This window comes from Agromyces binzhouensis, assembly GCF_042672355.1.
Taxonomy (GTDB): domain Bacteria; phylum Actinomycetota; class Actinomycetes; order Actinomycetales; family Microbacteriaceae; genus Agromyces; species Agromyces binzhouensis.
The window spans coordinates 469162-483292 of record NZ_JBHXVJ010000001.1; the positions used below are offsets into that span (position 1 = coordinate 469162).

Annotated in this window: 15 protein-coding genes; 7 read left to right on the forward strand and 8 right to left on the reverse strand. The window is 73.5% G+C overall.

Going from position 1 to position 14131, the window contains the following annotated elements; genetic code table 11:
• Together ACFVHK_RS02300 and ACFVHK_RS02305 are read left to right on the forward strand one after the other, a co-directional pair.
• Positions 1-1137 (forward strand): ATP-NAD kinase family protein, encoded by a 1137-nt coding sequence (locus tag ACFVHK_RS02300; protein ID WP_376927395.1) that lies wholly within the window; start codon positions 1-3, stop codon positions 1135-1137.
• A complete protein-coding gene (locus tag ACFVHK_RS02305; protein ID WP_129234389.1) occupies positions 1127-1885 on the forward strand; it encodes an SDR family NAD(P)-dependent oxidoreductase in 759 nt (252 codons plus the stop codon). The genes ACFVHK_RS02300 and ACFVHK_RS02305 overlap by 11 nt, the downstream gene beginning before the upstream one ends.
• 27 nt (positions 1886-1912) lie before the next feature.
• Here the strand turns inward: ACFVHK_RS02305 and ACFVHK_RS02310 are convergent, their stop codons facing one another.
• From ACFVHK_RS02310 to ACFVHK_RS02320, 3 genes are all read right to left on the reverse strand, one after another.
• On the reverse strand, positions 1913-2083 hold the full coding sequence (locus ACFVHK_RS02310; protein WP_376927396.1) for a hypothetical protein: 171 nt from the start codon (positions 2081-2083) through the stop codon (positions 1913-1915).
• A gap of 104 nt (positions 2084-2187) precedes the next feature.
• On the reverse strand, positions 2188-3198 hold the full coding sequence (locus ACFVHK_RS02315; protein ID WP_376927397.1) for an NAD-dependent epimerase/dehydratase family protein: 1011 nt from the start codon (positions 3196-3198) through the stop codon (positions 2188-2190).
• Positions 3199-3236: 38 nt separating this feature from the next.
• Positions 3237-4331: an SDR family NAD(P)-dependent oxidoreductase gene (locus ACFVHK_RS02320; RefSeq protein ID WP_376927398.1), complete on the reverse strand. Its 1095-nt coding sequence runs from the start codon at positions 4329-4331 to the stop codon at positions 3237-3239.
• Between the two features lie 77 nt (positions 4332-4408).
• Here ACFVHK_RS02320 and ACFVHK_RS02325 point away from each other — a divergent pair, with 77 nt between their 5' ends.
• Entirely contained in the window at positions 4409-4996 is a 588-nt protein-coding gene (locus ACFVHK_RS02325) for a TetR/AcrR family transcriptional regulator (protein ID WP_129234386.1), read from the forward strand.
• On the opposite strand, the gene ligD is transcribed toward ACFVHK_RS02325, so the two are convergent.
• From ligD to ACFVHK_RS02350, 5 genes are all read right to left on the reverse strand, one after another.
• A complete protein-coding gene (ligD, locus tag ACFVHK_RS02330; protein WP_376927399.1) occupies positions 4993-6264 on the reverse strand; it encodes a non-homologous end-joining DNA ligase in 1272 nt (423 codons plus the stop codon). The genes ACFVHK_RS02325 and ligD overlap by 4 nt on opposite strands.
• A 9-nt stretch (positions 6265-6273) precedes the next feature.
• On the reverse strand, positions 6274-7290 hold the full coding sequence (locus ACFVHK_RS02335) for a hypothetical protein (protein ID WP_376927400.1): 1017 nt from the start codon (positions 7288-7290) through the stop codon (positions 6274-6276).
• Positions 7291-7376: 86 nt separating this feature from the next.
• Positions 7377-7892, reverse strand: a complete 516-nt coding sequence (locus tag ACFVHK_RS02340) for a hypothetical protein (protein ID WP_376927401.1) — start codon at positions 7890-7892, stop codon at positions 7377-7379.
• A gap of 60 nt (positions 7893-7952) precedes the next feature.
• Entirely contained in the window at positions 7953-9119 is a 1167-nt protein-coding gene (locus ACFVHK_RS02345; protein WP_376927402.1) for a trans-sulfuration enzyme family protein, read from the reverse strand.
• Between the two features lie 109 nt (positions 9120-9228).
• Complete coding sequence (locus ACFVHK_RS02350; protein WP_376927403.1) at positions 9229-10230, reverse strand: DUF389 domain-containing protein; 1002 nt, start codon at positions 10228-10230, stop codon at positions 9229-9231.
• 96 nt (positions 10231-10326) lie between these two features.
• Here ACFVHK_RS02350 and ACFVHK_RS02355 point away from each other — a divergent pair, with 96 nt between their 5' ends.
• The 4 genes from ACFVHK_RS02355 (at position 10327) to ACFVHK_RS02370 (ending at position 14127) form a co-directional block, all read left to right on the forward strand.
• Positions 10327-11244, forward strand: a complete 918-nt coding sequence (locus ACFVHK_RS02355; RefSeq protein ID WP_376927404.1) for a DNA-3-methyladenine glycosylase family protein — start codon at positions 10327-10329, stop codon at positions 11242-11244.
• A 133-nt stretch (positions 11245-11377) separates the two neighbouring features.
• Positions 11378-12214 carry a universal stress protein gene (locus ACFVHK_RS02360; protein ID WP_376927405.1) on the forward strand — a complete coding sequence of 279 codons (837 nt, stop codon included), beginning with the start codon at positions 11378-11380 and terminating at the stop codon, positions 12212-12214.
• 3 nt (positions 12215-12217) lie between these two features.
• Entirely contained in the window at positions 12218-13642 is a 1425-nt protein-coding gene (locus ACFVHK_RS02365; RefSeq protein WP_376927406.1) for an MBL fold metallo-hydrolase RNA specificity domain-containing protein, read from the forward strand.
• Positions 13643-13701: 59 nt separating this feature from the next.
• Complete coding sequence (locus ACFVHK_RS02370) at positions 13702-14127, forward strand: pyridoxamine 5'-phosphate oxidase family protein (RefSeq protein WP_129234823.1); 426 nt, start codon at positions 13702-13704, stop codon at positions 14125-14127.
• Positions 14128-14131: the final 4 nt, after the last annotated feature.

The window sequence follows — 14131 nt, forward strand, 5'->3', positions numbered from 1 at the left end:
GTGATCGGCTTCATCGTGAATCCCGTCGCGGGGATCGGCGGCCCGGCCGGGCTCGCCGGCAGCGACGGCGCGGACGTGCAGCGTCGGGCCGCGGAGCGCGGTGCGCGCTCGCGCGCGGCCGAGCGCGCCGCGACGGCCCTCGCCGTCGTCGCCGCCGGCAGGCCCGACGAGCACGTGGTGACCGCGGCGGGTCCGATGGGGGAGGACGCGGTGCGATCGGCCGGGCTCCGACCCATCGTCGTGTGGCATCCGCGCGACCCGAGCTCGTCGTCCGACACCACGGACGCGGCGCGGGCGCTCGCGGACGTCGGCGTCGAGCTCGTGCTGTTCGCCGGCGGCGACGGCACGGCCCGGGACGTCGCGGCCGGACTCCCGGAGGCGGCCGTGGCGCTCGGCATCCCCGCCGGCGTCAAGATGTACTCGCCGGTCTTCGCGGTCGGTCCGGGTGCCGCCGGCGCGCTCGCCGCGGCCTGGCTCGACGAGCGGGGGCTGCCGACGGCCGAACGGGAGGTGCTCGACGTCGACGAGGAGCAGCTGCGCCGCGCCCGGGTCGAACCGCGGCTGCACGGCACGCTCCGGGTGCCCTATCGAGCGGGGCGCACGCAGGCGCGCAAGTCGGCGACGCCCGCCGACGAGCAGGCGGCGGTGCGCATCGCGGCGAAGGGTGCGGCGTCGCGCCTGCGGCCCGGCATCCGCTACCTGCTCGGGCCCGGCGGCACCATGGCGGAGGTCGCGCGCGAACTCGGCGTCGAGAAGACGCCGTTGGGCGTCGACGTCGTGCTCGACGGCGACGTGGTCGTCGCGGGCGCCTCGGAGCACGAACTGCTCGACGAGGTGGCGAAGGGGCCCGCGCAAGCCGTGGTCTCCATCATCGGCGGGCAGGGGTTCCTCCTCGGCCGAGGCAACCAACAGCTCTCGGCGCGCGTCGTCGAGGCGATCGGCGACGACCCCATGATGGTCGTCGCCCCCGAGCAGAAGCTCATCGACCTCGGGGGGCGTCCGCTCCTCGTCGACACCGGAGATGCGACGGTCGATGCGCGCCTCGCCGGGTTCGCGAGCGTCGTCACCGGTCCATCGACCACGAGCATCTACCCGGTCCACGCACCAGAGAACGAAGGAGCAGTCCATGCGACTTGAGCACAAGCAGGCCATCGTCACCGGAGGAGCCGGCGGCATCGGCCGCGCGACCGCCAAGGCCCTCGCGGCCGAGGGCGCCGCGGTCGCGGTCGTCGACCTGAACGGCGAGGCGGCCGAGGCGGTCGCCGCGGAGATCCGCGACGCCGGGTTCACGGCGATCGCCGTCCAGGCCGACGTCGCGAGCGAGGCCGACATCGAGCGGGTCGTCGAGACGACCGTGGCGGCGTTCGGCGGCGTGAACGTCGTCTTCAACAACGCGGGCATCATCCGGCGGACCACCGCGGTCGAGACCTCGGTGGAGGAGTGGGATCGTGTCTTCGGCGTGAACGTCCGCTCGATCTTCCTCATGGCCAAGCACGTCGTGCCGGTCATGGCCGCGGCCGGCGGCGGTTCGATCGTGAACACGGGATCGGGCTGGGGGCTGAAGGGCGGCGGGCAGGCGATCTCGTACTGCGCCTCGAAGGGGGCGGTCGTGAACATGACCCGCGCGCTCGCGATCGACCACGGTCCGCAGGGCATCCGCGTGAACTCGGTCAACCCGGGCGACGTGAACACCGGGATGCTCCGCGACGAGGCCAGCCAGCTCGGCCAGGACGCCGATGCCTTCCTCGCCGAGGCGGCGGACCGGCCGCTGCGCCGCATGGGCGAGCCGCGCGAGATCGCCGCGGCCGTGGTGTGGCTCGCGAGCGACGAGTCGAGCTACGTCACCGGGTCCGCGCTGGTCGTCGACGGCGGCGGCATCGCGTAGCCGTCGACGACGCACGTCGGCAGGCGCTCAGCGCCCGCCGAAGTCCTCCTCGTCCTCCTCGGGGTCGGCGACCTCCTCCATGACGAATTCGACGTCGTCGTCGCCGACGCCCTCCGCCTCGAGCTCCTCCTCGTACTCGATCTCGGCCTCCTGGCCCCGGCTGAACGGGCCCTCGAGCGGATCGACGAAGCTGGTCATGGCATCCCCCTTCGGCTGGCCCTCCCGCCGGTCGGGTGGCCGCGTGCCCTCAGGCTAGCCCCGGGAGCCGGTGCTGCGGAACGGGGTCGCAGGAACCTCGCACGTCAGCGGCGGGGGAGTGCGAGGATGCGTTCGAACGCGGCATCCGTCACCCGGTCGACGACCTGGAGTTCGGGGTGCGCGTCGTAGAACTCGACGATGCGGCGCGCGCCCTCGTCGAACGTGATCGTGGTGCGGAACTCGGGCACGAGCGCCTTCACCTTGGCGTTGTCGAAGACCATCGAGTGCGCCTTGTCCCCGAGGAGGCCGGGGCCCCAGTCGGGGTGCATGGCGGCGATGGTGTCGGATGCCACGTGCACGAGCTCGGCGCCGGGCGCGCCGGCCGCTTCGGCGAGCCAGCGGTAGATCTGGTTCCACGTCGGCGCGTGGTCGCCCGTGATGTGGAACGCGTCGCCGACGGCCAAGGGGTTGCCGAGGAGGCCTGCGAACGCGACCGCGAAGTCGTCGTGGTGGGTGATCGTCCAGAGGCTCGTGCCGTCGCCGTGGACGATCACGGGGCGCCCCGCGCGCATGCGCGCGAGGTCGGTCCAGTGTCCGAGCGTGGGGATCAGCGTCGCGTCGTACGTGTGCGAGGGGCGCACGATCGTCGCGGGGACGCCGCGTTCGCGCACGGCGTCGACGAGGACCTGCTCGCACGCGATCTTGTCGCGCGAGTACTGCCATTCGGGATTCACGAGCGGCGTGGACTCGGTGACGGGCAGGCGGCTCGGCGGCGTCTGGTAGGCCGACGCCGAGCTGATGAAGACGTACTGCCCGATCCGCCCCTCGAAGAGGTCGAGGTCGGCCTGCACGTGGTCGGGCGTGAACGCGAGGAACTCGCAGACGACGTCGAACTCGAGCGGGTCGGCGGTGCCTCGGCCGAGCGCCGCGCGCACGGTGTCGGGGCGACGGATGTCTCCGACGACCTGCCGCACGTCGGCCGGGAGCGGCCGCAGGCTCGTGGAGCCGCCTCGGTTCAGCACGGTCACGTCGTGGCCGACCTCGACCGCGCGTCTCACGCAGGCCGAACTGATGACGCCGCTGCCGCCGATGAAGAGGATCCGCTTCGCGCTCATGGCCCCATCGTGTCACCGCGGCTCGGGGTCCGCACGGGTCAGGCGGCCGACCAGCCGCCGTCCGACGCCAGCACGACGCCGTTGACGTTCACGCCGTCGTCGGAGAGCAGGAAGGTGATCGACGCGGCGAGGGCCTCGGCCTCGGCGGCATCCGGAATCAGCGCCATGGCCTGGCGCACGCGCTGCGCGCCGAGCGGCGACGCGAAGGACGCCTCGATGTTCGTGATCGTCGGGCCGGGCGCGACGGCGTTCACGCGGAGTCCGCTGGGGCCGTACATGAACGCGGTCGACTTGGTGAGGCCGACCACGGCGTGCTTCGAGGTGGTGTAGGCGACGCCGGCGGCGGAGCCGCGGAGCGCGGCCTCGGACGCGGTGTTGACGATCGAGCCGTGGCCCTGCGCGAGCATGCCGGGCACGACCGCGCGCATGAGCTTCATGGTGCCGTCGACGTTCACGCGCATGACGCGCTCCCACACGGCATCGGTGAGCTCGCCGATCGGGGTCATGTCGTCCATGATCCCGGCGATGTTGGCGAGGCCGTCGATGCGGTCGCCGCCGGCGGCGAGGATGTCGGCGATCTTCGCGTCGTCGGTGATGTCGGCGACGAGCGTCACGACGCCGGCGCCGTCGTGCTCGGCCGCACGGAGCTCCTCGGCGAGGTCGTCGAGGCGCTCCTGCGAGACGTCGACGGCGACGACCCTGCCGCCCTCGCGCACGATGCGCGACGCGGTCGCCCGGCCGATGCCCGAGCCGGCGCCCGTGACGATGACGGTCTTGCCCGTGAAGCGGCCCCGGTCGATGCGCTCGACCCACTCCGGGCGCTCGACGGCGTCGGTGGCGTCTGCAGGGGCCTCGGCGGCGTCGGTGTCGGGCTCGGGGGCGGATGCCGCGGGGGCGCCGGCCGGGACGTCGCCCGCCGCGGCCCGTGCGACGAGCTGGTCGACCATCTCCTGCGAGAAGGAGCCCTTGCTGAGCTTGATGAGGCGCTTGAGTGCGAGGCGGTGGACCGGGCGGAGGACGTCGGGATCCTGCCCGGCCTGCGCGAGGAGGTCGCGGATGATGGGCCCGCCGACGGGGTCCTCGAGCCAGGTCTTGATCGAGGAGTCGCCGGTGAGGGGCTTGCTGGGGCTCATGAGGGGTTCCTTCGCTGCTCTGGGTCCGTGTCCTCGGAGGACACCGGACAACTCTGTCCGGTAGTAACCTAGCACCCATGTCCGAGAGTGCACGGGGAGAAGGTCCCAAGCCGCGCAAGCCGAACCTCGGCCCGAGCGCCGGGCCGGCCAACCGGCGCGCACTGCTCGCCGCCGCGCGCGAGATCTTCGCCGCCGACGGTCTCTCCGCACCCTTCAGCGCGATCGCCAGGCGAGCCGGCGTCGGCCAGGGCAGCCTCTACCGGCACTTCCCCGACCGCCTCTCGCTCGCGGTCGCCGTCTACGAGGAGAACCTCGACGAGCTCGAGGCCGCGGTCGCCCCGCCGGAGGCCGGGCTCGACGACCTCCTCCAGGGCGTGATCGCGCAGGCCATCGTCTCGACCGCGCTGATCGACCTCATCAGCGCGCACCCGCACGATCCCCGCGTCGAACGCCTCGGCGCGCGCGTGCGCGACATCGCGGTGGCCGCCGTCGAGCACGAGCGGGCCGCGGGCAGGTTCGGCGAGCACGTCGACGTCGAGGACGTGCTCCTCGCGATCTCGATGCTCGCCGGCCTCGTCGCCCGGACCGAGCCGGCCGAGCGTGCTGCCACCGCCGATCGGGCGTGGGAACTGCTGCACGCGGCGTTCACGCCGCGCACGGCCTAGGCGCCGTCGCCCCGTGAGGGGGCATCGCCTCCCGGAGCGCCACGCCCGGCCCACGGATCGTAGTCCGCGACGAGCGGGCCCTGCTCGGGCCGATCCGCATCGGGCACGTGCTGCAGGTTCACCCGCACCCGGTACCAGAGCGAACTCGACCCGCGCATGCCGTCGACGAGCACGTCGGAGGGCGTCAGGTGCGGCACGACGACGGCGTTCGCCGCCTTCCAGCGTTCGAGCGCGTCGAGCGCCTCGGGCTTCGTCTCGGTGCGGGCGACCTCGATGAGCGGCATCGTCGAGACCCGGCGCCCCGAGCCGTCCCCGCGCGAGGCGCCCCGGGGCGCCTTCTCGGCGGGGCCGAGCGCCTCCGCCAGTCGCAGCAGCCCGTCGAGCGATCCGACCGCGTCGTCGATCCCCGCGTGCGGGTCGCCGCGCTCGCCGAAGCGCTCGAGCACGGTCGAGACCGTGAACTCCTCCGGTCGCCGCGAGCGGACCTCGTCCCAGTCGAGCGGCGTCGAGACCCGCGCGTCGGGCAGCGGTCGGACCGAGTAGGCGGATGCCACGGTGCGGTCCTTCGCGTTCTGGTTGAAGTCGACGAACACGCTCTCGCCGCGCTCCTCCTTCCACCACCGTGCCGAGGCGAGCCCGGGTGCCCGCCGTTCGACCTCGCGCGCGAGCGCCTCGGCGGCGAGCCGCACCTCGCGGAAGTCCCAGCGGGGCTCGATGCGCACGAGCAGGTGGATGCCGCGCGAGCCGGACGTCTTCGGCCAGCCGACGAGCCCGTGGTCCTCGAGCACGTCGCGCGCGACCATCGCGACGTCGACGATCTGCGACCAGTCGACGCCGGGCATCGGGTCGAGGTCGACGCGCAGTTCGTCGGGGTGGTCGAGGTCCTCGGCCCGTACGGGGTGCGGGTTGAGGTCGAGGCATCCGAGGTTCACGACCCAGGCCAGGCCGGCGGCGTCGCGCACGACCGTCTCCTCGGCCGACGTGCCGCGCGCGTAGTGCAGGGTCGCGGTGTCGATGAATGCGGGGTGGTTCTCGGGCACGCGCTTCTGGAAGAACGGCTCCGCGCCGATGCCCTTCACGAACCGCTTGAGCACCATCGGCCTGCCGCCCGCGCCGCGCAGCGCGCCGTCCGCGACGGCGAGGTAGTACCGGACGAGGTCGCGCTTCGTCAGGCCGGGCTCGGGGAAGACGACCCGGTCCGGATGGCTCACGCGGACCTCGTGGCCCCCGACCTCGAGCACCACGGCGTCGTCGCTGCGCGCAGCCATGACACCACGCTAGGGGGTGACGGCGGCTGGGGCGCCCTCGGGACCGCCGGGGTCCGCGCCCGAGTCGGCGGTCGGGTGCGGGTCCGCCCGGTCGTCGGACTCGTCGGACTCGTCGTCGTCACCGGCCGAGGCGGTGTCGTCGTCCCGGACCGGGGCGTGACGCAGCTGGAGGAGGATGGCGGCGGCGAGGCACGAGGCCCCGACGAGGGCGAGCAGCGAGCCGCCCGACGAGACGTCGCCGCCGCCGGCCGCGAACGCGTCCGCGAGGTTCAGGCCGATCGCGAACCCCGCCCACCAGAGGAAGAAGGTCGTCGCGTGGATGAGGAGCAGCCCGACCGTGACCACGTCGTGCGTCGTGACGATCCCGCGCCGTGAGCCCTGGATCGCCACGATCGACCCCGCGACGGTCGCGAGCGTGGCGCCGAGCGCCCAGACGAACGGCCCGCCGTCGATCACCCCGTAGCGTTCGACCAGGATCCCGTAGATCTGCGCGAGCGAGAGCTCGGGCACGGCCGCCATCGGATTCCAGACCAGCAGGTGCAGCGTGCCGAGCGCGATCACCGCGAGCTCCGCGGCCCCGAGGACCGCGACCGCGATCCCGACCCGATCGGTGCGGCTCGGATCGCCCCGGCGCTCGGACAGGCCGAGCGCGATGATCGCGTAACCGCCCACGGCCGCCGCGAGGGCGAGCAGGATCAGGAACGGCGAATCGCCGACGCCCGTGAACTGCACCGCGATGGGGGCTGCGACGGCGGCCACGACCGCGGCCCATCGTCGCCAGGCCCGCGGCTCGCCGGCGGTGATCAGCAGCAGCAGGCCGAGCGGGAGCGCCCCCCACACCGCGACGACCTCGATGACCTCGGACATCGTGCCGACGACCGCCCGCTGGACCGACGAGGCGAACCCGGGCACGGCCAGGTCGACCGACACGCTCGTCGCCGCCATCACGACCGCGACCGCGAGGAAGGACGCACCGGCGCGGGCGCGCCGCCCGGCGAAGACTCCGTTCCGCGGCATCCGGGTCATGACGACCTCATCTCGTGTCCGGCAGCAGGTGCCCCGATCCCCACCATGGCACGGATCACGAGGCGGCGGTAGCGCCGCGACCCCACTCAGTCCGGGCGTGCGGCAGGGGCCTGCGAAGCCCGGTCGCGGTGCACGCTCGCGTGCACCCACGGGTGCAGGATGTCGAGCTGCACGAGGGTCGCCGCGAGCTCGAGGAGGCCGAGGCCGAAGTAGACCGCCTGCAACGGGCTGAACGGGATGAACACCATCTGGACGAAGACCCAGACGAGCATGCCGAAGCCGGCGACGGCCGACGCGATCATGGTCCACCGCATGCGGCGCGCCAGCATCACGAACGCGAGCAGGTGCGTGCCCCCGACCACGAACGCGAGCGCGAGCCCGGGGACCAGGAACGACGTGAACGGCGAACCGTCGAGGTAGGACTGCGGGATCGCCATCGCGGTGCCGCTGAAGTCGATCACGCCGCCGAGCACGAGCGCCGCGCCACCGAACACGCTGGTGATGCCCACGAAGATCTGGATCGTCAGCAGCACACGGCGCGCGATGCCCTGCATGCTCATCGTCGCCACCCCCTTCGACGCGGGCCGGGTCGGCACCAGCATGCCCGCTCCGCCGCCCGGACGTCGGGGCCGAAGGTCATGCGATCCCTCGGGCGCCCGCCGTCAGTAGCCGGCCGCCGCGGGCGGGACCGGCTTCGACGCGGTGTCGGGCGCATCGTCGCCCGGATCGGTCGCGTGTGCGAGCGCCTGCTCGAGGTCGCGTGCGAGGTCGTCGACGTGCTCGAGCCCGACCGAGAGGCGGATCAGGCCGTCGGGGATGGTCTCCGCCTCGGCGGGCCAGCGACGGCGTCGCTCGAGCTGCGACTCGACTCCGCCGAGGCTCGTGGAGTGCACCCACACCCGGGTCGACGAGGCGACGCGCTCCGCGGCATCCGCCCCGCCCGCGACCACGATCGAGACGATCGTCCCGAAGCCCGGGTAGCGGACCTCGTCGAGCGACGGGTGGTCGGCGAAGCGCGCGGCGAGTTCGCGGGCGTTCGCCTGGGCGCGCTCGAGCCGCACGGGCAGCGTGCGGAGCCCGCGGAGCGCGAGGAACGCGTCGAGCGGTCCGGGGATCGCGCCGCCGAGGCTCCGGCGCGTGATGATCCGGTCGCGCAGCGCCGCGTCGCGTGCGATCACCGCGCCCAGGACGACGTCGCTGTGCCCCGAGATCGACTTCGTCGCCGAGTGGACCACGAGGTCGGCGCCCGACTCGAGCGGGCGCTGCAGCAGGGGCGTCGCGAACGTGTTGTCCACCGCGAACAGCGCGCCGGCCTCGCGGGCGGCACGGCCGATCGCGCCGAGGTCGGCCACCTCGAGCGCGGGGTTGGTGGGCGACTCGACCCAGACGAGGTCGGCGCCCTGCGCGGCATCCGCCACCGCGTCGGCGTCGCGGACGTCGACGAAGCGCACGGAGACGTCGCGGGTCTGGACGAGGTCGTCGAGCAGGCCGATCGTGCCGGTGTAGGAGTGCCGGGGCGCGACGACCGTGCCGCCGGTCGGGACGAGCGCGAGGACCGCCGAGATGGCGCCCATCCCGGACGCGAACGCGACGCAGTCCCCGCCCTCGAGCGCACCGAGCGCCTCCTCGAAGGCCGTCCACGACGGGTTTCCGTAGCGGCCGTACGCGGTCGGACCGCCGGCGTGGAACGTCGACGCGAGGTGGACGGGTTCGCTCATCGGTCCGTCGGGCTCGCGGGGCGGCCGGCCGGCGTGCACCGCGACGGTCTCGGGGTGCAGCCCGTCGTGCGGGTCCTCGCCCGGTCGGGGTGCCTGGGGTCGGTCGTGCATGGATGGTCCTCTCCTCGACGGTCCACGTCGATCCTCGCCCATCGACGGCGGCGGTGACGACCTCGTGTGCTGGCCCGACGCGCAGGCCGGCATCCGGGGCAGGGTCGCGTCAGTCCCGCTCGACGACCGGGTGCACCACGGCGTCGGTGACGTCCACCTCCACGCCGACGAGCGACGGGACCTCGGACGCGAGCGCATCGCGGAGCTCCGAGACCGGGGGGATCCGGCCGCCCGGAGCCTGCACCGAGACGCGGGCGACGAGGCTCTTCCAGGTGACGCCGTCGACCTCTCCCTCCCCGTCGGCGATCCACTCGGTCGCTGCGGCGTGGATGCGCGCCGTCCAGGTCGCCTGGGCGACGATGACGACGGTGTTGAGTCCGAGAGGGATGACGGTGAGGATGGTGAGCACCGTGACGATCGTGTACGCGCGCCGACGACGGCTCGGCAGCGCGAGCGCGTCGCGCGAGTAGCCCGCGAGCGTGAACACGATCGCCCCGGCGATGATGAGCGCGACGACGTTCGAGAAGAACAGCAGGAAGGCGCCGAACGCCCCGTCGAAGTCCCCCTGACCGAGCGTGACGCCGACGACCGCGAGCGGCGGGACCAGCGAGATCGCGATGGCCACGCCGGGGAGGACGGCGCTGAGGTCCTTCCGGCTCATCGCGAACGCCCCCGCGACGCCGGTGGCGAGCGCCGCGACGAGGTCCATCAGCTGCGGCGAGGTTCGGCCGGTGATCTGGGAGTTCGCGTTGAGGTTCGTGCCGGCCGGCAGCACGATCGAGAACGCCGCGCCGATGAGGATCACCGCCGCCACGGCACCCGAGACCCAGACGAGGGATGCCACGACCATGCGGGCCCGCCCGGTCACGATCCCCGCGGCGATGCCCAGGATCGGCGTTCCGAGCGGGGCGATGATCATGGCTCCGATCACCGTGGCCGTCGAGTCGAGGAGCACTCCGGCCGCGGCGATGATCCCCGACAGCACGAGCATGATCACGAAGCCGCTCCGCTTGCCCACGCGATCGCCCGACCCGAGGTCGAGCTGGTCGAGCAGGTCGGTCAGCGGGTTGCGCTGCAGCGTCGGAAGCAGCATCGCGGTCAACTTCGCCACACCCGGATGATCCCACCGGGCGCGTCCGGCGACGAACGCCGCGCCGCGGATGGAGGCGGTTCGGGCGGAGACGGTGGCGGGGCGCACACTGGAGGGGTGAGTCCCGACCACGCGCTCGACTGGCGCGCCCCGCACGAGACCGACGTCGCGCAGACGATCTCCGTGCTGCGTCGCGGCCCCGGCGACCCGACCTTCACGCGCACGCCCGACGGCGCGATCTGGCGCGCGACGCTGACCGACGACGGGCCGGCGACGATGCGGATCGTGCAGCGCGATGTCGACCTGGTCCGTGTCGAGGCGTGGGGGACGGGTGCCGGCGCCGCCGTCGCGCTCGCCCCGTCGATGCTCGGGGAGCGCGACGACACGACGGGATTCCGGACGGGCGTCGAGGAGCTCGATGCGGCGCACCGGCGCAACCCCGGACTGCGCGTGCCGCGCACCGCGCGCGTGATGGAGTCGCTCGTGCCCGCGATCCTCGAGCAGAAGGTGATCACGCTGCAGGCCCACGCCTCCTGGCGTCGACTGGTGCTCGCGTTCGGCACCCCGGCGCCCGGCCCGGTGCCGAACCCGATGCGGGTCGCGCCCTCGGCCGACGGATGGCGCGCCGTCCCCGTCTGGGAATGGCATCGGGCCGGGGTCGACCCGAAGCGTGCGGCGGCGATCCAGCGCGCGGCCGCCCGAGCATCCCGGATCGAGGAGGCGGCCGACCTCGCGCCCCCCGATGCCGCCGCCCGACTGACCGTCTTCCCGGGCGTCGGCGCGTGGACGGCAGCGGAGGTCGCGCAGCGCGCGTTCGGAGACGCCGACGCGGTGTCGGTCGGTGACTACCACCTGGCCAACTACGTCGGGCACGCGCTGTTCGGGCGCGACATGACCGACGACGAGATGCTCGATGCGCTCGCGCCGTGGGCAGGCCAGCGCTACCGCGTCATCCGGCTGATGATGGCGGCGGGGCTGCGCGGACGACCGCGGCGAGGCCCGCGGATGTCGTTCGTCGACCACCGCGGGCGCTGAGGGCCGAGCCCTCCGCGACGGGCGTCGGACGGCGGCGCTCCCCGCCCGAGTGACCTTGGGCCCGACGGCGCCGACCGCCCTCCGCGAGGCTGGGTGCAGGCCGTCGGGATACGGCACGAAGGGGTGATCGGACGTGTTCACGCAGATCGTCGTCGGGTGGGACGGGTCCCCGAACGCGGAGGCAGCACTGGAGTGGGCGGCGGCCCGTGACGATGCGGCACCCCTGCTCATCGTGCACACCGTGCCGGGTGCGGACACGTCGAGCGAGTACCTGCGGGCCACCGGCGACCTCCCCGAGGCGCGGGTCGAGCTGATCGACCGTGCCGCACGGCTTCGCGTCGAGCACCCCGGACGCTCGGTCGACACGCTCACCGTGCACGGCCGCGCCGACAAGGAGCTCGCCACGTACCTCGACGGCAGCGCGCTCGTCGTGGTCGGCGGATCGCAGAGCGGACACGAGACCGCGTGGACCCTCGGCGCCCGGCTCGCCGGGCGGCGCGGACGTGGCGCGGTCGCCGTCGTCCCGCCCGACTGGGAGGCCGTGGAGCGCCGCGCCGTGGTGGTCGGCGTCGACGGGTCCGATGAGGCGCGGGCGGCGATCCGCGTCGGCGTCGACGAGGCCGCACGTTCCGGGCGCCCGCTCGAGCTCGTCCACGCGTGGGTCGTGCCGACGAGCTGGAACTCGGCCTACGTGGAGTACCTCGGCGACGTCGCCCTCATGGAGGAGATGCGACGCGACGTGCTCGACGAGGCCGTGGAGTTCGCCCGATCGCTCGGCGGTGCGCCGTCCGGACGACTCGAGCGCGGGTCGGCCGCTGCGGTGCTCGCCGAGTACAGCGACACCGCCGCCGTCGTGGTCGTGGGCAGCCACACGGCGGGCGGCATGGCCCGCTTCCTCCTGGGCTCGGTCAGCCACGACCTGCTGCTGAGCGCCGCCGGTCCGGTCATCGTGGTCAGCGACGTCGGATAGGCCATGGGCCCGCGGAGCATCCGGTTCCTCGGGGCGGCGGACACCGTCACCGGGTCGCGCCACCTCGTCGAGCGCGACGGCGCGCGCGTGCTCGTCGACTGCGGCCTGTTCCAGGGCTACAAGGTGCTCCGCGCGCGCAATCGGCAGCCGTTCCCCGTCGATCCCGCGACCATCGACGCGGTGGTCCTGACCCATGCGCACCTGGACCACTCCGGGTATCTGCCCGCGCTCGTGCGCGACGGGTTCGCCGGTCGCATCCTCGCGAGCCCGGGCACGATCGAGCTCGCCGAGATCATGCTGGCCGACAGCGCGTACCTCATGGAGGAGGAGGCGCGCCACGCGGCATCCCGCCACTGGTCGCGGCACGCCGACCCGCGTCCGCTCTACACGTCGGAGGACGTGCGCCGGACGATGCCGAGGTTCGAGCCGCTCGACTTCCACGAGACGCGGCGCATCGCCCCCGGGGTCGACGTGCGACTCGTGCACGCCGGCCACATCCTCGGGGCGGCGCAGGCGCGGCTCGACGTCGACGGGGCGACCGTCCACTTCACCGGGGACCTCGGCCGCCCCGACGACCCGCTCATGCGGCCGCCGGAGGCGCTGGAATCGACCGACGTGCTCGTCGCGGAGTCGACGTACGGCGACCGGGTGCATGCGGCGGGGGATCCCGAGCGGCTGCTCGGCGACGTCATCCGCCGCGTGACGCGCCGGGGCGGCGTGGTGCTCATCCCCGCGTTCGCGGTCGGCCGTACCGAGAGCGTGCTGCTGCACCTGTCGCGCCTCGCGGATCGCGGCGAGCTGCCGGACGTCCCGATCTACCTGAACAGCCCGATGGCGGTCGACGCCGTCGAGATCTACGAACGGCATCCCGAGGAGCATCGGCTCGGCCACGACGAACTGCGGCGCATGTACGGCCTCGCCAGGCGGGTGACGTCGGTCGACGACTCCAAGCTGCTGAACCTGCGAGGGGGACCCCTCGTGATCCTCTCGGCGAGCGGCATGCTGACCGGCGGGCGGATCCTGCACCATCTCGACGCGTACGGTTCGGACCCGCACAACGCGATCGTCCTGACCGGCTTCCAGGCCGGCGGCACGCGCGGAGCTGCGCTCCAGGCGGGCGAGCGGTCCCTTCGCCTGTTCGGCAAGGACCTCCCGATCCGCGCCGAGGTCGTCGCGATCGAGTCGATGTCGGCGCACGCCGACTCGGAGCAGATCCTCGGCTGGATGCGCGCGACGCCCGAACCGCCCGGCATGACGTGGGTCGTCCACGGCGAGGCGCACGCGGCCGACGCGTTGCGTGCGCGGATCAGGCGCGAACTCGGCCGGGCGGCGCGCGTGCCCGACCACCACCAGGTCGCCGAGATCGTCCCGAGGTCGGCGCGCGCGGCGCCGATCGACGCCGTCGCGGCGATCGACGCGGCGATCTGACGGAGGCTCGCCGTCGCGATACGCTCCCGACCACCGGACGACACACGAAAGGAATCCCCATGGACGAGCAGGACGACCTGCGGCCCCCCACGCGGCACCTCAGCGAGGAGGAGTGCTGGTCGCGCATCGAGGCGGCGCCGTTCGGACGCATCGCGGTGTTCGCAGCGGGCGAGGTCGACATCTTCCCGGTGAACCACGTGGTCGACCACGACGGCGCCGATGCCCCGGCGATCGTCTTCCGCACGGCGGCCGGGACGAAGCTGCTCGAGCTCACGATCCACTCGCACGTCGCCTTCCAGGTCGACGGCTACACCGACGAGGACGCGTTCAGCGTCGTCGCGAAGGGCGAGGCGCGCCAGCTCGAGCGGCAGAGCGAGATCGAGCACGCCGAGACGCTCGGGGTGCACCCGTGGGCGCCGGAGTCCAAGGACCGGTGGGTGCGGATCCAGCCCACCGACGTGCGCGGGCGCGCGTTCCGGCGCTGAGGCG